Source organism: Streptomyces sp. NPDC058274 (assembly GCF_042881375.1).
Lineage (GTDB): Bacteria > Actinomycetota > Actinomycetes > Streptomycetales > Streptomycetaceae > Streptomyces.
On record NZ_JBHVXW010000006.1, the window covers coordinates 211,128 to 232,686 of the forward strand.

The following is a 21,559-nucleotide window of genomic DNA, read 5'->3' on the forward strand; positions in this document are numbered from 1 at the left end:
TCGTACGACCCCGTGCAACCGGGCCGCTGGCACTTCCGCTGTTCCTGTACGGGCTGCTGACTCACGATTCCCCCCTCCCGTCGGCCTCGCCGACCCGGTCGGCCCGGTCATGGGGCGCGCCCTGTTCCGGAATCCGCGGACTGAGCACGTCGGCGGCCGCGTGCTGATAGCGCAGCACCGCGTCCTCCGCGACCCGCAGATCGCAGGGCGCGCTCCACAGCATCCGCCGCGCCGCGTCGTAGCGCTCGACAAGGAACGGGTCCTCCGCGAAGCCGTGCCGGGCGACCTTCGCCTTGTACGCGTCGAGGCGGCCGCGCAGCTCGGCGCGGACCGCGAGCGGCGCGGTGACCGCCGTCAACGACTCGCGGGCACGCAGCAGTTCGTCCTCCGCCTTCTCCTCCAGCGACTCCAGGAGCGGCGAGAGACGGTGCCACTGCGCGTGCCGCCGGTACTCGGCGGCCGTCGCCAGCTGCTCCTGCAACGCGGTCGGCGGACCGCTGACGGCCGGCACCTCGGAGGCGGCGATCTTCGCCAGCACCTCGCCCCGCGCGCTGCGGGCCTCGGCGAGGGTGCGGTCCGCGCGGCTCAGCGTGTCCCGCAGCCTGAGCAGCCGGGCCTCCGCGTCCTGCCGGACGGTGAGCACCGCGTCGATCTCCCGGCGCACGTCCTCCAGGGCGCGCGCCTCACGGTCGTACGTCGTGGTGTCCGGGCGGCCGCCACCCGGCGCCGAACTCCCCTGCGCGGGGCGCCAGAAGGCCAGCGGGTCGGAGATCACGCGCTCGCGCAGCGAGGTCAGCGTGCGCGTGATCCGCTCCAGGTCGTCGCCCGAGGGGTGCTCGCCGGGGCGCACCCCGACGGAGTGCGCGAGCCGGCGGGTGCGCTGGAGCTCCGCGGCCAGTAAATCGATCCGGGCGGGCAGGGCCGACCAGACGGCGTCCGCCGCGACGACCATGTCCAGCGAGGTCGCGTACAGCTCGTTCATCCGCTCCACGAGGGCGGCCAGCGAGAACCGTTCGCTGAGCTTGCCGGTGCCGGCGAGTGTCGGCGCGTTCGCCGTGGCCGTGGCGCTGCCGGCGACCGTGACGCTCTCGCCGCGCAGCAGCTCGGTCAGTTCGACCAGGTCCTCACGGCTCGACCAGCGCCGGCGCGAGCGGATGGTGCGGGCGTCGCGCAGCGCGTCCGAGTACGCGTCGAAGTACGCCCACAGCAGGGTGATCGATGCCTCGGCGGCCGTCCAGCGCTCCTTGGTCGTGCCCGTGAGCTCGGCGCCTTCGAGGAGTCTGCGGCCCGCGTGGTCCTGCAGGGCGAGGAGCGAGGTCTCGATGGCCTCGTGCTCCGCGCCGAGCCGCGCCAGCGCACGGTCCACCTCGTCCCGGTCCATCACCGGCCCGGGGGGTCCCGTGACGCCCATCGATCACCTCTCGCTCTCGGTCGTTGCTTCTAGTGGGCGGCGGGCGGCTTCGACGACGGCGAGTCGGACTTCAGCGTGGCGGAGAGCCACTTGTCGTACGACGTCTGCCAGCCGCTCTTGCGGTAGTCCACCAGGACTTGGTTGACCCGGCGGACCAGATCCTCGGCGTCCTTGTTCATCGCCACACCGTAGTACTCGGTGGTGAAGGTGGTGCCCTTGAGTTCGACCGTCGGGTCCTGGGCGGCCTGGCTCGCGGCGAGCGCGCCGTCGGTCACCACGGCGTCGACCTCACCGAGCTGCAGCCGCACCAGGCAGTCGAGTTGGTTCGGGACCGTGGTGGAGATGTCGGCGGAGCCGGCCAGCTCCCCCGCCTTCTTGTCGGCGTCCAGCTTGTCGTACGCCGTCGAACCCGTCGCCGTGCAGATCTTCTTGTCCGCGAGGGACTTGTCGTATCCGGTGACGGTCGAGTTCTTGGGGGCGAGCACCTGCTGGCCGGTCACGAAGTACGGGTCGGAGAAGGCCACTTCGTCGAGCCGGGCGCAGGTGATCGTCATGGTGCGGACCACCATGTCGACCCGGCCCTTCTGGATGGCCTCGATGCGCTGGTTGGTGGGGATGGCGCGGAAGCGGACCTTGGCCGGGTCGCCGAGGATCTCGTCGGCGATCCGGTGCGCGAGGTCGATGTCGAAGCCCTCCAGCTCGACGTCCTTGTCGGTGTTGTTCGGGTCCCGGTAGCCCCAGCGGTAGCTGTTCTGGTCGACACCGACCGAGAGATAGCCGCGGTCCTTGATGGCCGTGATCGTCTTGCCGCTCTCACTGCCGGACGGGGCGGGGCTCAGATCCTCGGGGTGGTCACCGCATTTCTCCGCCCGCGCCTGGGTGCCCCGGGCGACGCCCTGGCCGCCGACGCCCGTGCTGCCGTCCCCGCGCGCGTGGGCCAGCGGGAGCAGCAGCGCGAAGACCGCGGTCAGGGCGCAGGCGATCGCCATCGCACCGACACCGCCCCAGCCCTTCAGGCTCGCCCTGAGCCGTCGTGCGGCCATGGCCGCTCCTCCTCTCACCGGTACTCCGACAGCCTGCGTCCGATGCCCAGGACCGCGCCCGCCGCGCCCAGCACCGCGAGGACCGCCGCACCCACCGGGAGCCCGGTCATCGCGTCCCGTCCGTCGCCGGCCGAACGCTTGAACTCGAGCTGCTCGTGGGTGAGGGCCGTCGCCAGGTTCGTGTCGACGCCGTCGAAGCACTCACCGGTCGCCCCCTTGGCGCCGATGATCTTGTCCAGGGCGCCTTGGTAGTCACCCGAGTCGTCGGCCTTGCGGGCCTCGGTGTGACGGGACTTCCACACCTTCATGTTGCCGGTGGCCGTCTTCACGGGCTGCGCGCCCGCCTGGTCGTCGGCGAGGCTCGCGGCCTTGGCCAGACCGGCGGTGAGGTCCTGCATCGAGGCATTGAAGGCGACGTCGAACTTGTCCTCGACCACGCCCTTGACCTCGACGGTCTCCGCGCCCCGGCTGACCAGGGTCAGATTCTCGTTGCCCCGGGCCTTGAGCGAGGCGATCTGCGCGTCGTGCAGCACGTTCAGCGAGCGGACGCCGTGGTCGTACGACGCGTCGAGCCCCGCGCGGGCGACGCTGTGTCCGACGACGAGCCAGAGCAGCACCACCGTGGCGGTGGCGGTGGCGGCGACCAGGCCTTGGTTCAGCACCCGGTTCGTCCGCCGGTAGTGGCGCCGCTGGGCCCAGACGAGGGCGGCGAGCACGAGGACGCCGAGGCCGATGGCCGCCCAGGGGTACGGCGTCGCGTCGGAGTAGTCCGAGCGGAGCCGTTGGTTCTCCTTGGTGTAGAGGTCCTCGGCCGCCGGGAGCATCTCCTGCTGCATCTTCTCGTTCGCGTACCGCAGATAGGCGCCGCCAAGCGGGAAGCCCTGCCGGTTGTTGGCGCGGGCCCGCTCGACGAGGCCCTTGTACTCCGGCAGCAGCGTGTTGAGCCGGGAGATGGTGGCCGCGGAGGGGGAACCGGGCTCCGAGTTCGCGGCGGCGGTGACGAGCTTCTCGGCGGCCGTCTTGATGTCGGCCTCGTAGCGCTTGCGGTCCGCGGCCGGTTCCTGGCCGCCCGCGAGGAAGCCGCTGGAGGCAGCCGTGTTGGCGTCGGCGAGCGAGCGGTAGATGTCGGCGGCGTCGGAACTCAGCGGCTGGCTGTTGTGCAGGACGTCGTCGGCGGCGGCCGAACGGTCCGTCATCTGCCAGGCGGTGACCGCGCCGAACGCGACGACCAGCAGGGCGAGCAGCGCGCCGATGATCCGCAGCCGGCCGGGCTCGGTCGTCGCGCCGGCCCGCAGCCGGTCGACGCCCTCGGCCCACGCCGTACGGCGCGGCGGTGCGGCGTCGGGCAGCGGCCGCGGTGCCTGCGCCCCCGGCTGTCCGGGCGGCGGCTGTACGGCACCGGCCTGCGGCGGCACGGCCGGCATCGTGGGTCTGGCCTGCGCCGGTGGTGCCGCGCCGCCCTTCGGCGGGTATGTCACTCGACCTCCCCCATGGTCATCCGTCGGTCACCTCGCCCGGTGCGCTCAGGGCGCGGACGGAGGTGGCACGGCCGCAAGTATCGCCGCCGGGACTGACATCCGCACAGGCCTTGACTCGATCTTGTGCGGATCGCGGCGCACTTGCCGGACTTCCGCGCAGCGCACGACTCCCCGCACCTCCCCCTGCCCAATGAATACGCGTGCCGGATGAGTTCGGTTCCCTTGCGGCCGCGAGGGGTTCGCGCCGCTTCGTGAGCGGGGGCTCACGCCGTCTCGTACGCGGGGGAACGGGCGCCGGCGCGCGGGGGCACCCAGCGCTGGCCCGGCGCCGGTGCGAGGAGGCCTGCCGTCGTCCCGTACGCGTCGCATCGGGCTCTCGCCGAGCGGGGTCGCGCCCCGCCACCTCCGGACACCCGCGCTGCCGCCCGGGCCGGGGTCACGCCCCCACGCCCGGGCGGGGGCCAGGCCGGTGGCGGCCGGTCTTCACGGGCGCCCCCGCCCGGAGCGCGGTCACACTTCGGAGCGCGGTCACGCTTTTTCGTAGTGCGCCCGCACGCGCGCGTGCACGTCGTCCGGGGCCCGGACGTGGTCCAGGCCCAGCAGCGCGGCCCCCAGGACGGGGCTCGCGGTGACCACCTGGGGGAACGCCTTGGGGGCGCGGTCGGCCAGCAGTGCGCCGATACGGTCGTCGAGTTGCGGGTGCCGGGCGGCGAGAATGCTGCCGCCGAGGAGGACCGGCGTCTCCTCGTCCAGCAGCTCCAGGCGGGTCAGGGCCACCGTGGCCATGGCGACCACCTCGTCCGCGAGCCGGTCGACGAGACCGCGGGCCACCGGGTCGCCGTCCACCGCCGTGGCGAACAGCACCGGAGTGAGTTCATGGCGCCGGGCGTTGCCGATGTGCCCGAGGTGCAGCGCCTCGATCAGCGCGTACATGGAGCCGAGCCCGAAGTGGGCGGGCAGGGTGCGGGCGAGGGCCGTCGGGCCGCCCCGGCCGTCCTCCGCGCGCGCCGCGTGCCACAGCGCCTCCTCCGCCATGCCCCAACCGCCGCCCCAGTCACCGGAGATACGCCCGATCGCCGGAAAGCGGGCGGTACGGCCGTCGGGCCGCATCCCCACGCAGTTGATACCGGCGCCGCACACCACGGCGACCCCGCGCGGCTCGGCGATCCCGGCGCGCAGGATCGCGAACGTGTCGTTGCGCACCTCCACACTCGTGCCCCACGCGCGCGCGTGCAGGGCGGCCGCCAACTGCTCCTCCTCGACGGGGAGATCGGCGTTGGCGAGACAGGCCGAGACGTGCTCCACCGAGGTGAGGCCCGCCGCGGCGAAGGCGCGGCCGACGGCGTCGGCGACCGCGTCCACGGCGGTCTCGACGCCCACCGTGGGCGGCCGGAAGCCGCCGCCGCGCACGGCGGCGGCCACCCGCCCGTCCGCCGTCACGACGGCGACATCGGTCTTGCTGTTGCCCGCGTCGATGGCGAGCACGGATCCGGCACCTCCGGGGCGGCCGGCAACACGCCCTGCACCCCCCGGAGCCGGCACAGCCCCGGCGACCGGAGCGGACGCGGGGACCGTGGCCCCGGCGGCCGGCCCGGACGCGGAGCCCGTGGCCCCGGCGGCCCCTGGAACCGGTACGGCCCCGGTGACCGGAGCGGACGCGGAGCCCCTGGGGCCGGCCCCGGCGGCCGTCCCGGCGCCGGATTCCGATGACGTCATGCCCACGCGAGGTGCTCCCGGTTGTGCGCGATCAGCTGGTCGGTGAGGGCGTCGGCATAGGCGTGCTGGCCGACGAGGGGGTGGGCCAGCAGCGCCCGGAAGACCCGGTCGCGCCCGCCGCGCAGCGCGGCCTCCAGGGCCAGGTCCTCGTACGCCGTCACGCTGGCCATCAGCCCCGCGTACAGCGGGTCGACGGCCGGCACCGGCAGCGGAACCGGACCCTGGGACCCGACCGCCGCCTGCACCTCGATCACCGCGTCGTCCGGCAGGAACGGCAGCGTCCCCCTGTTGTACGTGTTCACCACCTGGTAGGGGCTGCCGCCCCCGCCGAGCAGCGAGGCGGCCAGGTCCACGGCCGCCTCCGAGTAGTAGGCGCCGCCCCGCTTGGCCAGCAGCTCCGGCTTCTCGTCGAGCGTCGGGTCGCCGTACATCGCGAGCAACTGCCGTTCCATCTCGGCGACTTCAGCGGCCCGCGACGGCTTGGTCCGCAGCTCGCGGACGACCTCGTCGTGCGCGTAGTAGTAGCGCAGGTAGTACGAGGGGACGACGCCCAGCCGGTCGACGATGCTGCGCGGCAGATGCAGATCGTCGGCGATGGCGTCACCGTGCTCGGCGATCAGCTTCGGCAGGACGTTTTCGCCCTCGGGCCCACCCAGACGCACACCGGTTTCCCAGGTGAGGTGGTTGAGGCCCACATGGTCCAGATGCACATCGGCGGGCGCGACCCCCAGCAGTCCGGCGAACTTCCGCTGGAATCCGATCGCCACGTTGCACAGCCCGACCGTCTTGTGACCGGCCTGGAGCAGGGCGCGGGTCACGATCCCGACAGGGTTGGTGAAGTCGATGATCCAGGCGTCCGGGTTGGCACGGCGGACGCGCTCGGCGATGTCCAGCACCACAGGCACCGTGCGCAGCGCCTTGGCGAGGCCGCCCGCGCCCGTCGTCTCCTGCCCGACACAGCCGCACTCCAGCGGCCAGGTCTCGTCCTCGTTGCGCGCGGCCTGACCGCCGACGCGCAGTTGCAGCAGCACGGCGTCGGCGCCCTCGACCCCCGCGTCCAGGTCGGAGGTGGTGACGATCCGGCCGGGGTGGCCCTGCTTGGCGAAGATGCGCCGGGCCAGGCCTCCCACCAGCTCCAGACGGTCGGCCGCCGGGTCGACGAGCACCAGCTCCTCGATCGGCAGGGTGTCCCGCAACCGCGCGAATCCGTCGATGAGTTCAGGGGTGTAGGTGGAGCCCCCGCCCACTACGGCCAGTTTCATGATCAGCCCTTCACTCCGGTGAGCGTGACACCCTCGACGAACGCCTTCTGCGCGAAGAAGAACACGAGGATCACGGGGGCCATGACCAGTACGGTCGCGGCCATGGTGAGATTCCAGTCGGTGTGGTGCGCGCCCTTGAACGACTCCAGGCCGTAACTCAGCGTCCAGGCACCCGGGTTCTCGGACGCGTAGATCTGCGGTCCGAAGTAGTCGTTCCAGGCGTAGAAGAACTGGAAGAGCGCGACCGCCGCGATGCCCGGCTTCGCCATCGGCAGCACGACTTTGAGCAGTGTCCTGAGGTCCCCGCAGCCGTCCACCTTGGCCGCGTCGAGGTACTCGTTCGGGATCGTCATCAGGAACTGGCGGAGCAGGAAGATGGTGAACGCGTCCCCGAACGCCATCGGGATGATCAGCGGCCACAGCGTGCCCGACAGATCCAGCTGCTTCGCCCAGAAGAGGTACATCGGGATGATCACGACCTGCGGCGGCAGCATCATCATCGAGATGACCAGCATCAGCGACAGATTCCGGCCCCGGAAGCGGAACTTGGCGAGTGCGTACGCCACCGGGATCGACGACACGACCGTGAGCACGGTGCCGGCACCGGCGTACAGGAGCGTGTTCTTCCACCAGGTCAGGAAGCCCGGCGTGTCGAAGACCTTCTTGTAGTTGCCCCACTCCCAGGTGTGCGGGATCAGATCCCGGCTGAGCGCCTGGGTGTCGCTCATCAGCGAGGTCAGGAACACGAACACGAAGGGGAGGACGAAGAAGAGGGCGGCCGCGACGCCGAGCGCGTGCACGGCGATCCACTCCAGGAACGCCTTGCGGCGCGCGGTGCGTTCGGCGGGGGACACCGGCTGCGGCCGCAACTCCACCGGCTTGTCCAGTACTTGGGTCATACGTCAGTCACCTGCCTGGATGAGACCGCCCCGGCGCCGCATCAGGAACGCGGTGAACACCATGGACAGGGCGAACAGCACGAGCGCGACCACACAGGCGGAGCCGTAGTCGAAGCGCTGGAAGCCGAGGTTGTAGACGAGCTGCGGCAGGGTGAGCGTCGACTTGTCGGGGTAGCCGGGCTCGAACTGCGTGCCGGCGCCCTGGATGACGCCCGAGGCGACCTTCCCGGCGATGAGTGGCTGCGTGTAGTACTGCATCGTCTGGATCACGCCGGTGACCACGGCGAACATCACGATCGGCGAGATGTTCGGCAGGGTCACGTACCGGAACCGCTGCCAGGCGGACGCGCCGTCCAGCTCGGCCGCCTCGTACTGCTCCTGCGGTACGTCGAGCAGCGCGGCCATGAAGATGACCATGAGGTCGCCGATGCCCCACAGGGCGAGCAGGGTGAGCGCGGGCTTCGACCAGCTGGGGTCGTTGAACCAGCCCGGCGCCGGGATGCCGATCTTCTCCAGGATCGAGTTGACCGGTCCCGTACCGGGGTTGAGGAGGAAGGCGAAGGCCATCGTGGCGGCGACGGGCGGCGCGAGGTAGGGCAGGTAGAAGAGGGTGCGGAAGACACCCGTACCCGACTTGATCTTCGTGATCAGCAGGCCGACGCCGAGTCCGAAGAGGACGCGCAGGCTGACCATGATGACCACGAGCCACAGGGTGTTGCGCAGGGCGGGCCAGAACAGCGGGTAGTTCTCGAAGACGTACGTCCAGTTCTTCGTCCCCACCCACGTCGGCGGCTTGAAGCCGTCGTAGTGCATGAAGGAGAAGTAGACGGTCGAGATCAGCGGGTAGGCGAAGAAGACCGCGAAGCCGATCAGCCAGGGCGACATGAAGGCGAGGGTCCGCAGCGCCGACCGGCGGCGCTTCGAGGCCAGCGTGACAGTACTCATGGGCGTGCGGCTACTTCGCCTGCGCGATGTCCGTGTCGATCTGCTTGGCGGTGGATTCCAGCCCCGCCTTCAGATCCTTGGTCTTGCCGCTCTCGTAGTCGTAGCCGAACTGCTGGATCGACACGAGGTAGGTACCGCCGTTGATGGACGCCGGGGTCGTCGTCGAGTGCGGGTTCGAGGCGATGTCCAGGAACGTCTTGAAGCGCGGGTCGTACTTCAGCTTCGGCGACTTCAGGGCGGCCAGCGTGGAGGGCACGTTGTGGATGGCGTTGGCGAAGCCGACCACGGCGTCCGTGTCCGTCGTCATGTACTTCACCAGCTCCCAGGCCGCGTTCTGCTTTTTGCTGGTGGAGGCGATGCCGGTGATGGTGCCGGTGATGTAGCCCTTGCCGTACTGGTCCGCCTGGTCGTCCGGCACGGGCAGCGGGGCGACACCGATCTCGAAGCCGGGCTTGGCCTCCTCGGCCATGCCGAGCCGCCACTCGCCGTCCAGCTGCATCGCGACCTGGCCGGTGTGGAAGGGGTGCTTGGGGCCCCACTCGTCACCCAGCTTGGAGCGGTACTTCTCCAGCTTCTGGTAGCCGCCGAGCGAGTCGACGAGCTTCTTCTGAAGGGTGAACCCGGCCTCGAATGCGGGGTCCTTGGCGATGTTCGACTTGCCGGCCTTGTCGAAGTACGTCGGGGAGAACTGCCCGAAGTAGTGCTCGGTCGTCGACTCCCAGCCGTGGTAGTCCGGCATGAAGCCGAGCTGGGAGTACGAGTCGCCCTTGGTGACGGTCAGCTTCTTGGCGTCCTTCTCGAACTCCGACCAGGTCTTCGGCGGGCTCTTGATGCCGGCCTTCTCGAAGGCGGTCTTGTTGTAGTAGAGCCCGTACGCGTCACCGAGCAGCGGCGCCGTGCAGCGGTTGCCGTCGAACTGCGTGTACTCGTTCATCGCCTTCGGGAACGTCGTCTCCGGGTCGATGGCCGCCTTCTTGAAGAGGGGGTTCAGATCGACGAAGGCGCCGGACGAGCAGAACTTGCCCACGTTGTTGGTGGTGAAGGAGGAGACGACGTCGGGGGCCTTGCTGCCGCCCGCGCGCAGCGCCTGGTTGATCTTGTCGTCCGTCATGTTGCCGACGACGTTCACGTGAATGTTGGGGTGCGCCTTCTCGAAGCCCGCCACCAGGGCCTTCACGCCCTTGACCTCGTTCGGCGCGCTCCACGCGTGCCAGAAGTTGATCGTTTGCTCCTTGGAGGCGTCGTCGCTCCCGCCGGAGTCGGACTGGCCGGTACAGGCGGTGGCGAGAAGGGCTATCGAGGCGGAGGCGGCGAACGCGGCGACCGCTTTCCTGGACATTCCGGGCATGGCGGGATCTCCCTAGGGCAGGGCGGGGCGATAGAGGATGCGGGGGGCGGACAGTGCGGGGGGCGGAGTCAGCGCGAGGTGTCGAAGACCTCGTCGCGGGTGGCTGCCAGCGCGCTCTCCAACGCGCCGCGCAGCACGGGGTGTTCGTGTACGTCGCCGACCACGAGGCGTGGCCGGGACGGGGCCAGCTCCTCCAACTCGGCCTGGACCAGGGCGCGCAGCGGTTCGCCGCCCGCGGTGAGCGAGGCGCCGCTGAGGACGACCAGCTCGGGATCGAGCACGGAGACGAGTGAGGCGAGACCGGTCGCGAGCCCGGTCGCGTACGTCTCCAGGAGCCGCAGGTGCGGCCCCTCGTTCACAGCCGCGGCCTGCGCGACCAGGGCGGCCGCGACCTCCGCGTACGGTCCGCTCGGCACCGGCCGGACCCCCAGCTCGCGGGCCAGCCGGGGAAGGGCCTGCGAACCGGCCAGCTCCTGGTAGCCACCGCTGTTGGCCTTGGTCACCTGCCGCACCAGGGGCGCGCCCGGCACCGGCAGGAAGCCGACCTCGCCGGCGCCCCCGGTCCAGCCGCGGTGCAGACGGCCGCCGAGGACGAGCGCGGCGCCGAGACCGCCCTCGTTCCACAGCAGTACGAAGTCCTCGTGTCCGCGGGCCGCGCCGAGCCGCTGCTCCGCGATGGCCACCAGGTTCACGTCGTTCTCGTACTCGACCGGCATCGGCAGCGCGGCGGCCAGCTCGTCGAGGAGGCTCGGCGCGTGCCAGCCGGGCAGGTGCGAGGCGTAGCGCAGCCGGCCGGTGTTGGGGTCGAAGGCGCCGGGCGTGCCGATGACCAGGCGGTGGATGTCGGCGCGCGCCAGCCCGGCCTCCTTCACCGCTCCGTCGAGGGCGTCGGTGACCTGTCGTACGACGGGCTGGGCGGGGCGCCGGCCGGGCGTGGCCAGCTCGTACTCGCCGACGGTCCGGCCGGTGACGTCCGCGACGGCGGCACGGATGCGTTCGGGGGTGACGTCGAGCCCGGCCGCGTGGGCCGCGCCCGGATTGACCACGTACAACTGGGCGTTGGGGCCGGGGCGCCCCTCGCTGGTTCCGGTGGCGAGCACCAGGCCGGCCGCCTCCAGCCGGGCCAGGAGCTGCGAGGCGGTGGGCTTGGACAGCCCGGTGAGCTTGCCGATCCGGGTGCGGGACAGCGGGCCGTGCTCCAGGAGGAGGTCCAGGGCGGCGCGGTCGTTCATGGCGCGCAGGACGCGCGGCGTGCCCGGCGTACCGGCGGATCCTGCCATGCGTGTCGCCCCCTGCCTCTCGGATGCCCCAGCTTCGCAGTGTCCCGGTGGCGGAGTCCACCGCCAAGATCATTGTTAGGAAAGTTTCCTATTGGGTGAGAGGAAAGTAGGCCGGTGTTGGTGGGGGCGTCAATACCGGCCAGGGCGGGCAACCAAGTCGTTACCTCGGGAGGAACGGCAGAGGCCGCCGCGGTGTGTGCACCACGGCGGCCTCTGACCGTCTTCGTTCGGGTGGCCGCAGCCACCGCCCGCACTCGTGCCGGACGCTACTTCGCGGCTCCCGGCGGAGTGAGGGGCGAGGCGTTCTGGGACTGCGGGGACGAGCTGGAGGCGTAGGCCGAGGGGGCCGCCATGGCCGCCGTCGGGTCCGCGGCCGGGGTCTCCTCCGGCTGGACCGTCGAACCGCCCACGATGCGGATGTCGGCGTCGTCGAAGGCGCGCTTGATGCGCCAGCGCAGCTCGCGCTCGACGGTCAGCGCCTTGCCGGGCATCGTCTTGGCCGAGACCCGGACGACCATCGAGTCCAGCAGGACGCTGTCCAGGCCCAGGACCTCGATCGGGCCCCACAGCAGCTCGTTCCAGGGCTCGGCCTTGCTCATGGTCTCGCCGACGTCGGCGAGGACGGACCGGACGTGGTCCAGCTCCTCGTTCGCCCGGACGGTGACGTCGACGCCGGCCGTCGCCCAGCCCTGGGAGAGGTTGCCGATGCGCTTGACCTCGCCGTTGCGGACGTACCAGATCTCGCCGTTGTCGCCGCGCAGCTTGGTGACCCGCAGGCCGACCTCTATGACCTCGCCCGAGGCGACCCCCGCGTCGATCGAGTCACCGACGCCGTACTGGTCCTCGAGGATCATGAAGACGCCGGAGAGGAAGTCGGTGACCAGGTTCCGGGCGCCGAAACCGATGGCCACACCGGCCACTCCGGCCGAGGCCAGCAGCGGGGCCAGATTGATCTCGAACGTGCCGAGGACCATCAGCCCGGCCGTGCCCATGATCAGGAAGGACGCGACCGAACGGAGGACCGAGCCGATGGCATGCGAGCGCTGGCGACGGCGCTCCACGTTCACCAGCAGACCGCCGAGCGCGGTGCCGTCGACCGCCTGCGCCGTGCGGTTCATCCGCTCTATCAGCTTGGTGATGGCCCGGCGTACCGCGACTCTGAGCACCGCCGCGATCACCAGGATCAGCAGCACCCGCAGGCCGATGCTCAGCCAGGTGGACCAGTTCTGCTCGACCCAGCTCGCGGCGTTGGTGGCACTCTCCTGGGCGTCCTGAAGCGTGGGGGCCGGCGGAGCCGTCGTCGTCGAGGGGGACGGTGACGGGGTGACGGCGGCGGCCGGCAGGACGGACAAGGACACAGCGGGTACCTCCAGGCGTAGCGGTCTGCCCCCGGCAGGGACACGAGAGGGACACCGGTCGGGCAGACTCACCACACTAACGGGGCATGGTGTGCGGATTGTTGCCATGTTCGAGGGAGAGACCGGGCTCACCTGGGGATGAAGAAGGTGTGGTCGAAAACACTCCCAGCCCGTTACCGGGACATGGTGGCGCTTCCACCAGGCATGAGGGGAGACTGACTACAGATCGTCCCGGCGCGAGCCACGCGCCGCCGGCGTACAAGGAGGCATACGTGCCGCATGTCCTGGTCCTCAATGCGTCGTACGAGCCACTCGGCGTCGTACCGCTCCGCCGCGCGCTCGTCCTCGTCCTGGAGAACAAGGCCGTATCTCTCGAGGAATCCGGCGCCTTCATGCACAGCGCGACCGTTACTGTCCCCGCACCCAGCGTGGTCCGGCTGAAGAGGTTCGTCCGGGTCCCCTATCGGGGGCCCGTTCCGCTGACCAGGCGAGCGCTCTTCGCTCGCGACGGCGGCCGGTGCATGTACTGCGGTGGCGTCGCAACCAGCGTCGACCACGTCATCCCGCGCAGCCGCGGGGGTCAGCACGCCTGGGACAACGTGGTGGCCTCGTGCCGCCGCTGCAACCACGTCAAGGCCGACCGCCATCTGGTCGAGATCGGCTGGCGCCTGCGCCACAAACCCGCCCCGCCATCGGGGCTCGCCTGGCGCATCATCGGAACGGGGCACAGGGACCCGCGCTGGCTGCCTTACCTGCAGCCATACGGCGCAGAGGACGCGATGGCCCGGATCGACGGCATTTCCGCCTGACGATCCGGGCTTTTGCATACCCCTCACCCTCCGGCCCGTCCCGCACGGCCCCGCGTCAGCCGCGGGGCCCCTCGGGGCGGGCGCCGTACACCGCGCAGAGCGCCGAGCCGGCCACGAAGAGTGTCAGCGCGACGGCCCACGCGCCGTGCTGGGGGCCCGTCTGCAGGGGCCAGGCGAGCACTGTCTCTCTTCTCACACGGGGTGAGGCGCCCGAGAGATATACGCCACTGAAATACAGCGTCGTCGGCATCCAGCTCGCCCGGGCACCGCACAGCACCGCCGCGCCCGCCGTCAGACCGACCGCCCCCAGCGTGTTGCGGACCATCCCCGGCGCCCCGAACACCTCGGCCTGCCCCGGCACCGCCGAGGCCAGCGCCACCGCCGCGAGCGCCGTCAGCACCAGCAGATGCGCCAGCCGCCTGGGCCACCAGGGGCGTACGGCGGTGTCGTCCAGGTCGCGCGCGTACGAGTGGAGACTGACGCCGATCGCCGCCGACGCCGGCAGGGGGGCCAGCGAGAGCAGCGGCACCCTGCGGTACGGGTCCAGGTAGACGCCGGGCCGGCCCGCCACCCACAGCGTGAGCAGCGCGGCACAGACCAGCGCGGCCACGGTCAGCGGCAGGCCACGGGAGCGGGCGTAGAGCGCGAGCGGGGTGCCGGGACTGTGCTGGGCGCTCACAGGGACGGAACCTCCTTCGGATCCGGGTCACAGTCCTGGGCGGTGGCGAAGTAGCGGCTCAGCCAGGCGCGGCGCTGGTCGTCGGCCATGGCGACGAGACGCGCGTACGCCCTGTCCTCGGCGCGGTACCGCGCGAGCTCCGCCTCGTCACCTCGCTGCCGGGCTCGTGCCACGAAGCCGTCCCGGATGTCCCCCGATCCGGCCTCCGGAGCCAGCCAGCGCAGTACGGCCTCATCGGTCGCCGGGATCCGCCGCTCGGACGGTTCCCGCTCGCAGTCCGTGCGGACCATCAACTGCGCGGCTTCCCAGGCGTAGCGCTGCGGATCAGTCACCTTGCCGCGTACGGCGCTCCAGCCGAAGGGCGTGAGCATCGGCAGCTGCGTCTCGTCCTCGTGGGGGTCGCGCCCCAGGTCCTCGAAGCGGACGGGCAGGTTCTGTACGCCCTTCAGCCGGCCGGTGAGACCGGAGAGCGCCCGGGTCACGTCCGGCAGCAGGCCCGGATAGGCGGCGTTGACGCAGACCGCCGGGGTGGTGGAGTCGTCGCACACCTGCCGGTGCACGAGCGGGTTGTCGCGCAGCAGGCCGTCGCCCGCCTGGACGAGGAGCGCGGCGGTTCCGAGGGCGGCCGTGAGCGGCAGCAGCGCGATGACGCGACGCCGACCGGCATGGGCCAGGACCGCGGTCGCGGCGAGACCGGCCGCCCAGAGCGCCGACACGAGCGGGTACCACCAGACGGGCAGCTCACGGTCGCCGACCTCGCGCACCTGGGCGAGTGCGAGATAGCGGAGGTTCGACGGCGCTTCGGCGAGCACGCCGAACAGGACGTACCCGCAGAGCGCGAGCGCGGGCGCGGTCAGCCGCCAGGGCAGCACCTGCCCGGCCACGTGACCGAGCACCGTGCAGGCCGCGAGCGAGAGGGCGGTGCCCACGAAAACCGTCGGCTGCGGACCGCCGGCCGACGCGTACGGCGCACAGGCCAGCAGGGCGCCGGCCGCCGCCGCCCCGTACGCCGCCGCCAGCCAGCAGGCGAGCGGCAGCGCGGCCGTCAGGAGCTGGACGAGCCGGCCGCGAGCGGCGGAAGCCCGCAGTTCCGTCATCCGCAGCCGCCGCTCCCGGCCGCCCTGCCACGCACCTGCGGCCAGCGCGAAGGGGGCGCCGATCAGACCCGCCCCGGTACTCAGCAGGGCGGTCGTCTCGCCCCAGCTGCCCTGCCACCGGTCCGCCGAGGCGCCGAGCGCCCAGGCCAACGTGATCAGCATCCCGGCGGCCGCCCAAGGGGCGAAGCCGCGCAGGGCTTCGGTGCGGAGGGGGTGGAGGCGACGGGATGGGGGTGTGACGACGGTGGGGGCGGGGGCCTTCTTGCGGAGGGTTCCGGGGAGCCGGGTGCGGATTCCGGCGGGGTGGTCGGCGTGGTGCCCGTTGGGCGGGGACGTGCGGTCGGTGTGGTCGTCGACGGACGGGCTCGCGGGGCTCGTTGGGCCGGCGGGTTCGGCGGGGGGCGTCGGGGTTCCGCGGTCGCCGCCCGGTGGGGTCCGTACGGTCATCGGCCGGCCTCCGTCGGTGTCCCGGCGCGGTGACCGCGCAGGGCGGCGGTGTAGCCGCGCTCGATGGCGTTGCCGTCGGCCTCGTGGCCGTCCGCTCCCAGGGCGGCCAGCGACCGGGGCGTGCCCCGGTAGGCGACCCGGCCGGCCTCGATCAGGGTGACGTCCGAGCAGGCCGCGGCCACGTCCTCGACCAGGTGGGTCGAGACGATGACGATGGCGGCCTTCCCGAGATCCCGCAGCAGCGCGCGGAACTCGACCCGCTGCTCCGGGTCCAGGCCCGCCGTGGGCTCGTCGAGGAGCAGCACGCGCGGGTCGTTCACGATGGCCTGGGCGATGCCGACGCGCCGGATCATGCCGCCGGACAGGGTCTTGACCTTCGCGTCGATGCGGTCGGTGAGACCGACCCTGGCCACTGCCCGTTCGACGGCGGCCGGGGTGACCGAGGCGGGCACCTCCTTCAGCCACGCCACGTACGCCACGAACTCCCGCACGGTGAAGCCCGGGTAGTACCCGAACTCCTGCGGCAGATAGCCCAGTTCACGGCGGACCGCACTGCGTTCCCGGTGCCGGCCGAGGTCGCCGCCGAGCATCTCCACCCGGCCCGCCGCGGGCGCCGCGATCGTCGCGAGCACGCGGATGAGGGAGGTCTTGCCGGCGCCGTTGGGCCCGAGCAGCCCATGGACCCCGGGCCCGAAATCCAGGTCGACGGCGTCCAGGGCGGTGGTCCTGCGATGCCGGACGGTCAGCGCGGATACCCGGACGGAGGGTGCGGAGGCGGGTGCCGGCGGGGTGCCGGCGCCGCCGGACGCGGTGGCCGTGCCGGTCGTACCAGGGGTGGTCACATCGTCTCCAGACGGTCGTACGCGGTGCGGCGCGCGGCGAGGAGGAGGGCGCAGAGCGCGGCGGCCGCGGCCCAGGCCCCCTGCGGCGGTGCGCCGGTGAGGTAGCGGGAGAGCTGCTCGGTGAGCCGGGCCGTCGGACCGGAACCGTTGGCGGTGAGGGCGGGCGCCGCCAGCGCGAGCACCCAGCCACCGCCGACCACCGCGGAGGCGGTCCGGCACCCCACGTATCCGGAGAGCGCCAGCGTGGCCAGGGTCAGGGCGAGTCCGGGCAGCAGCCAGGCGGCGGTCGCCGGGGCCTCGGGCAGGCGCGGGCCGGCCGGCGGGAGCAGCAGGCCCGCGGCCGTCAGCAGCGGCACGCTGACCGTGAGTACGGCGGCCGTCCGCATCAGCACCAGACGGAGCCCGCCGGTGGGCGAGGTCGCGACGATCTCGTACAGGGGATCGGCGTACCGGCCGTAGGAGAGGGCGACTCCCGCGACGGGCACGACCGGTGCGACGGCCAGCAGCAGCGGCCGTGCGCCGGCGAACCCACCGGCGTACGCGAGTGCGAGGGCTCCCACGGCCACCAGTACGACGGCTGCCACCCACGCCCCGCGCAACGCGGGCCCGGCGGCCCACACGATCCGCCCGAGCCGCCCCCCGACGGCTCGGGCGCGACGGCCTGCGGGCGCGGGTGCGGGTGCGGGTGCCGGCGGCGGTGCGGATGCGTGGGCCGGGGACGGGGCGGCGGCCGGGGCGCGTACCGCGTGCAGTACCGCGTCCCGTACCTCCGAGAGCACGGCTCCCGCCGCCCCGGCGCGCGCGGCCTGCGACGCGCGGACGGCGCACGCGGTGCAGCTCTCCAGGTGTTTCTCCAGGGACCAGGAGTCCGTCTCCGGGAGGGAGCCGTCCGTGTAACGGGCGACGAGGTCGTCGGGGGCGTGCCAGCCGGTCATGCCGGGCCTCCCAGCGGGGACGGGCCCAGGGGCCGGGCCGAGGACGGGGTCGGGGAAGAGCCCGGGGGCGGGTTCAAGTGGGCGAGCGCGGCCCGGAGTTCGGCGCGGGCCCGCATGGCGCGGGTCTTCACCGTGCCCTCGGGGATGCCGAGGAGCTGGGCGGTCTCGCGGGTGGTCAGCCCGTCGACCACGGTGGCGCGCAGGACCTCGCGGAGCTCGGGGGAGATGCGGTCCAGGGCCGTCCCCACATCTCCGTACTCCAGGCCGGCCAGCACCCGTTCCTCGGCGGAGGGCGTGGACGCGGGTGCCGTGTGCTCCACCTGCTCCACCCGGGCGGTGCGCTCCTGGACCCGCCGCGCGTCGACCAGCCGCCGCGCCGCGATCGTCCACAGCCAGCCGCCCGCCTCCGCGCCCCGGTGCGAGGCAGCCGACCGCCACACGGTCACGAAGGTGTCCTGGAGCACCTCGCGCACGACCTCGGGGTCGCCGCACCGGCGGGTCAGCCGTGTGTGCAGCCAGCCGGCGTGCCGGTCGTAGAGCGCGGCCATCGCCGCCGAGTCCCCGTCCGCCACGGCTCGCAGCAGCGCTGCGTCCGTGGCATCCTCCCGGTGGCCCCCCATGGGGCGGAACAGTCTCACAACCTGTCTATCGGCCCACCCGGAGCCGATGGTTCACGCTCTCAGGGGCCGATGGTGTCGCGACGCTCGACCGGATCAGCAACGGCCGGCTGGCCGTGCTCACGGCACCCGCGCGGTCGAAGTCAACGGCGGTGGCCGCTGCGGGGCAGACGTCCAGGCCGGCCGGCCGGCGACCGGCAGCGGTCCGGCGCCTCCCGGCACGATCAGGCACCCTCCGGTCGTCTCCTGGTGTGGTGGCCGCGACTGGAACAGAATGTGACCAGTGACACGTTGTTCCTTCGTGTACGTCTGCGGCCGCGCTCACTGGGTAGGGCTGCGACAACCCGCGTCCAGCCGTACGACGACAAGGAGGCCCCCGTGGCCGCTCCGGCACACCTTCTGCTCCCGGCCCTCTCCAAACCCTGGGCGGAGCTGTCCGCCGATCCCCACCCGTGCGTCTTCGGTGAGGAGACGTGCGCCGAAGCGCCGCTGACCAGCGAACCACCCCTGCCCGACGCCGAGCCCCTCACCAGTGAACCGCCGCTCGCCGACGCCGCCCCCCTGACCAGCGAGCCGACCTCGACCGGCGCCGCCGCGGGGGTCTGATGGCGGCGACCGAGCCGGCCGACCCCGCCGGGACACCGCTGTCCCGGCTCGCCGCGCTGCACGGCGTGGCCACCTCCTACAGCCCCTCCCCGGACCGTACGGTCGCCGCCTCGGACACCGCGGTCACCGCCGCCCTCGCGGCGCTGGGCGTGGACGCGAGCACGCCCGAGGCCGTCCGCGCCGCCCTCGCGGACCGGGAGTCCGTACTGCGCGAGCGGCTGCTGCCGCCCACGGTCGTGTCCTGGGGAGGCAGCCCGCCCGCCGCCCTCGCCGGCCTGCCCGACGGCACCCGGCTGCGCATCGAGACCGAGCAGGGCGAGACCCGGGCCGCCGCCCAGCAACTCCCGCCCGGCGTCCACACGCTGCACGCCACCGCGCCCGACGGCCGCACCGCCGACGCCCACCTCGTGGTGGCCCCGGCCCGGCTGCCCGCGCCGCCCGGACGCACGTACGGACTGCTCGTCCAGCTCTACTCCCTCCTCTCCCGCCGCTCCTGGGGCATGGGCGACCTCGGGGACCTCGCCGAGCTGACCGCCTGGGCGGGCCGCACCCTCGGCGCCGGATTCGTGCAGGTCAACCCCCTGCACGCGGCCGTGCCCGGCACGCCCACCGACCCGTCCCCGTACCGGCCCTCCTCCCGCCGCTTCCCCGACCCGGTGCATCTGCGCGTCGAGGACGTCCCCGAGTTCGCGTACGCCGAGGACCGTGAGCGGATCCGCGCGCTGCTCCGGCGTGCCGACGGGCTGCGTGAATCGGTGCTGGACAAGGGCGCGTTGATCGACCGCGACGCCGTGTGGGACCTCAAGCGCCAGGCACTGGACGTCGTCCGCGAGGTCCCTCTCGGCCCCGGCCGGCTCGCCGCCTACTGGGACTTCCTCGCCGAGGAGGGCCAGGCACTGGAGGACCACGCCACCTGGTGCGCGCTCGCCGAGGTGCACGGATCCGACTGGCACCAGTGGCCGGCCGGTCTGCGCGACCCCCGGTCCGCCGAAACCGCCCGTGCGCGCGGCGAGTTGATGGACCGCGTCGACTTCCACACCCGCCTCGCCTGGCTCACCGACGGCCAGCTCGCCACGGCCCAGCGCAGCGCGCGTGACGCGGGGATGCCGGTGGGCCTCGTCCATGACCTCGCCGTCGGCGTCCACCCCGGCGGAGCCGACGCCTGGGCGCAGCAGGAGTACTTCGCGTCCGGCATGTCCGTGGGCGCCCCGCCGGACGCCTTCAACGCCCTGGGCCAGGACTGGGGCCTGCCGCCCTGGCGCCCCGACCGCCTCGCCGAGTCGGGCTATGCCCCGTACCGCCGCCTCCTGCGCGCCCTCTTCCGCTACGCGGGCGCGCTGCGCATCGACCACGTCATGGGCCTGTTCCGGCTCTGGTGGATCCCGCTGGGCGAGGCACCCACCGACGGGACGTACGTCCGCTACGACGCCGAGGCCATGCTCGCCGTCCTGGTGCTGGAGGCCTCACGCGCCGGCGCGCTGGTGATCGGCGAAGACCTCGGCACCGTCGAACCGGGTGTCCGGGAGGCGCTGCACGAACGCGGTGTGCTCGGCACGTCCGTCCTCTGGTTCGAACGGGACTGGGCCGGTACGGGGCTGCCGCTGCCCCCCGAGCGCTGGCGCCCGGACTGCCTCGCCACCGCCACCACGCACGACCTCCCGCCCACCGCGGCCCGCCTCACCGGCGAGCATGTCGAACTCCGCGACAGCCTCGGCCTGTTGACCCGCCCGCTGGAGGAGGAGCGCGCCGAGGCGGCCGCGGACACGGGGGAGTGGCTGGCGCTGCTGGCCCGGCTGGGGCTGCTGCAGGGCGGCAGCGGCGGGGTCTCCGTCGCGTCCGAGGAGGCCGAGATCCAGGCCGTGCACCGGTTCCTGCTGCGCACGCCCGCCCGCATGCTCGGCGTCTGGCTCCCGGACACGGTCGGCGACCGCCGCCCGCAGAACCTGCCGGGCACCTGGGACCAGTACCCGAACTGGCGCCTGCCCATCGCCGACGCCGACGGCCGCCCGGTGACGCTGGAGGAACTGGCCGCCTCACCCCGGCTGCACGCCCTGATGGACGTACTGCGCCCCCGCCCGGGGGCACCGGGCACCGACGCCTCCCGGACTCCCTGACCTTCCCGGTCCGCCGGGCTTTTCACGGCGGCTCGCGTCCCGTGGCGGATTCCCTGAGCTTCCCGGTTCCGCCGGGCTTTTACGGCGGCTCGCGTCCCGTGGCGGATTCCCTGAGCTTCCCGGTCCGCCGGGCTTTTACGGTGGCTCGCGTCCCGTGGTTCCTTCGTACGGCACCCCGGGCGCGCGGCCCGTTCGGGGGTTCGCTACGTTTGCTCCGTGGACAAGAAGAACGCCCTGCGCGCCGGCGCCCTGGCCGCCGGTACGACGCTGATGATGCTGCTCATGTCGTCCCCCGCGCTCGCGCTCACCCGCGACGACGGCGACGACCCCGGCAAGGGCCTGAGCGTGATCGACACGCTGGGTCTCTATGTCGCGGCGCCGATCGTGCTGTTCCTGGTCATCGCCGGACTCGTGATGGTCCTCGACAAGTCCCCCAAGCAGCCGAAGCAGGGCTGATTCCGCCCGCTGCTTCCGCTTCCCGATCCTCTTCGGCGTCGAGGGAGTCCGCGCACCTGGCCGGGTGTACGGGCTCCCTCGGCGTTTTTTGCGTACTCGTGTGCCGGTGTACGTCGTCTGCGCCGGCGGGGTGTCCGGCCGGCGCCGGTTGCGGGCGTAACGGACACTGACACGCAGCATCGCGGCGAGCGCCTCGTTCTCCTCCCAGAGGTCCAGA

At 72.6% G+C, this 21,559-nt stretch carries 19 protein-coding genes; 4 read left to right on the forward strand and 15 right to left on the reverse strand.

The genetic code is table 11. From position 1 onward, the window contains the following. Positions 1 to 61: 61 nt before the first annotated feature. The 10 genes from ACFVYF_RS15125 to ACFVYF_RS15170 form a co-directional block, all read right to left on the reverse strand. A complete protein-coding gene (locus ACFVYF_RS15125; protein WP_389455650.1) occupies positions 62 to 1,411 on the reverse strand; it encodes a hypothetical protein in 1,350 nt (449 codons plus the stop codon). A gap of 29 nt (positions 1,412 to 1,440) precedes the next feature. Continuing rightward, positions 1,441 to 2,454, reverse strand: a complete 1,014-nt coding sequence (locus ACFVYF_RS15130; RefSeq protein WP_389455651.1) for a glutamate ABC transporter substrate-binding protein — start codon at positions 2,452 to 2,454, stop codon at positions 1,441 to 1,443. Between the two features lie 14 nt (positions 2,455 to 2,468). Next, complete coding sequence (locus tag ACFVYF_RS15135; protein ID WP_389455652.1) at positions 2,469 to 3,932, reverse strand: hypothetical protein; 1,464 nt, start codon at positions 3,930 to 3,932, stop codon at positions 2,469 to 2,471. 528 nt (positions 3,933 to 4,460) lie between these two features. After that, positions 4,461 to 5,417, reverse strand: coding sequence for an N-acetylglucosamine kinase (locus ACFVYF_RS15140; RefSeq protein WP_389455653.1), 957 nt, complete (start codon positions 5,415 to 5,417; stop codon positions 4,461 to 4,463). 227 nt (positions 5,418 to 5,644) lie between these two features. Beyond that, on the reverse strand, positions 5,645 to 6,910 hold the full coding sequence (locus ACFVYF_RS15145; protein WP_389455654.1) for a 6-phospho-beta-glucosidase: 1,266 nt from the start codon (positions 6,908 to 6,910) through the stop codon (positions 5,645 to 5,647). 2 nt (positions 6,911 to 6,912) lie between these two features. After that, entirely contained in the window at positions 6,913 to 7,809 is an 897-nt protein-coding gene (locus ACFVYF_RS15150; protein ID WP_389455655.1) for a carbohydrate ABC transporter permease, read from the reverse strand. A gap of 3 nt (positions 7,810 to 7,812) precedes the next feature. Further along, positions 7,813 to 8,754 (reverse strand): carbohydrate ABC transporter permease, encoded by a 942-nt coding sequence (locus ACFVYF_RS15155; RefSeq protein ID WP_389455656.1) that lies wholly within the window; start codon positions 8,752 to 8,754, stop codon positions 7,813 to 7,815. 10 nt (positions 8,755 to 8,764) lie between these two features. After that, positions 8,765 to 10,102 carry an ABC transporter substrate-binding protein gene (locus tag ACFVYF_RS15160; protein WP_389455657.1) on the reverse strand — a complete coding sequence of 446 codons (1,338 nt, stop codon included), beginning with the start codon at positions 10,100 to 10,102 and terminating at the stop codon, positions 8,765 to 8,767. A 68-nt stretch (positions 10,103 to 10,170) separates the two neighbouring features. Further along, on the reverse strand, positions 10,171 to 11,382 hold the full coding sequence (locus ACFVYF_RS15165) for an ROK family protein (RefSeq protein ID WP_389455658.1): 1,212 nt from the start codon (positions 11,380 to 11,382) through the stop codon (positions 10,171 to 10,173). Positions 11,383 to 11,648: 266 nt separating this feature from the next. Further along, positions 11,649 to 12,740, reverse strand: coding sequence for a mechanosensitive ion channel family protein (locus ACFVYF_RS15170; protein ID WP_389455659.1), 1,092 nt, complete (start codon positions 12,738 to 12,740; stop codon positions 11,649 to 11,651). A 272-nt stretch (positions 12,741 to 13,012) separates the two neighbouring features. Here ACFVYF_RS15170 and ACFVYF_RS15175 point away from each other — a divergent pair, with 272 nt between their 5' ends. Then, positions 13,013 to 13,549 carry an HNH endonuclease gene (locus ACFVYF_RS15175; RefSeq protein WP_389455660.1) on the forward strand — a complete coding sequence of 179 codons (537 nt, stop codon included), beginning with the start codon at positions 13,013 to 13,015 and terminating at the stop codon, positions 13,547 to 13,549. Positions 13,550 to 13,604: 55 nt separating this feature from the next. Here the strand turns inward: ACFVYF_RS15175 and ACFVYF_RS15180 are convergent, their stop codons facing one another. The 5 genes from ACFVYF_RS15180 to ACFVYF_RS15200 all read right to left on the reverse strand — a co-directional run bounded on the left by ACFVYF_RS15180 (position 13,605) and on the right by ACFVYF_RS15200 (position 18,169). Beyond that, positions 13,605 to 14,228, reverse strand: coding sequence for a hypothetical protein (locus ACFVYF_RS15180; protein WP_389455661.1), 624 nt, complete (start codon positions 14,226 to 14,228; stop codon positions 13,605 to 13,607). Further along, positions 14,225 to 15,772: a hypothetical protein gene (locus ACFVYF_RS15185; protein WP_389455662.1), complete on the reverse strand. Its 1,548-nt coding sequence runs from the start codon at positions 15,770 to 15,772 to the stop codon at positions 14,225 to 14,227. Before ACFVYF_RS15185 ends, ACFVYF_RS15180 begins: the two co-directional genes overlap by 4 nt. Then, on the reverse strand, positions 15,769 to 16,518 hold the full coding sequence (locus ACFVYF_RS15190) for an ABC transporter ATP-binding protein (protein ID WP_389455815.1): 750 nt from the start codon (positions 16,516 to 16,518) through the stop codon (positions 15,769 to 15,771). Before ACFVYF_RS15190 ends, ACFVYF_RS15185 begins: the two co-directional genes overlap by 4 nt. Positions 16,519 to 16,610: 92 nt before the next feature. Continuing rightward, on the reverse strand, positions 16,611 to 17,549 hold the full coding sequence (locus ACFVYF_RS15195) for a zf-HC2 domain-containing protein (protein ID WP_389455663.1): 939 nt from the start codon (positions 17,547 to 17,549) through the stop codon (positions 16,611 to 16,613). Further along, positions 17,546 to 18,169: an RNA polymerase sigma factor gene (locus ACFVYF_RS15200; RefSeq protein WP_389455664.1), complete on the reverse strand. Its 624-nt coding sequence runs from the start codon at positions 18,167 to 18,169 to the stop codon at positions 17,546 to 17,548. The genes ACFVYF_RS15195 and ACFVYF_RS15200 overlap by 4 nt, the downstream gene beginning before the upstream one ends. A 375-nt stretch (positions 18,170 to 18,544) precedes the next feature. On the opposite strand from ACFVYF_RS15200, the gene ACFVYF_RS15205 reads away from it, so the two are divergent. From ACFVYF_RS15205 to ACFVYF_RS15215, 3 genes are all read left to right on the forward strand, one after another. Further along, positions 18,545 to 18,772: a hypothetical protein gene (locus ACFVYF_RS15205; protein ID WP_389455665.1), complete on the forward strand. Its 228-nt coding sequence runs from the start codon at positions 18,545 to 18,547 to the stop codon at positions 18,770 to 18,772. Beyond that, positions 18,772 to 20,886 (forward strand): 4-alpha-glucanotransferase, encoded by a 2,115-nt coding sequence (gene malQ, locus ACFVYF_RS15210; protein WP_389455666.1) that lies wholly within the window; start codon positions 18,772 to 18,774, stop codon positions 20,884 to 20,886. Before ACFVYF_RS15205 ends, malQ begins: the two co-directional genes overlap by 1 nt. Positions 20,887 to 21,102: 216 nt before the next feature. Next, positions 21,103 to 21,342: a hypothetical protein gene (locus tag ACFVYF_RS15215; protein ID WP_389455667.1), complete on the forward strand. Its 240-nt coding sequence runs from the start codon at positions 21,103 to 21,105 to the stop codon at positions 21,340 to 21,342. Positions 21,343 to 21,559: the final 217 nt, after the last annotated feature.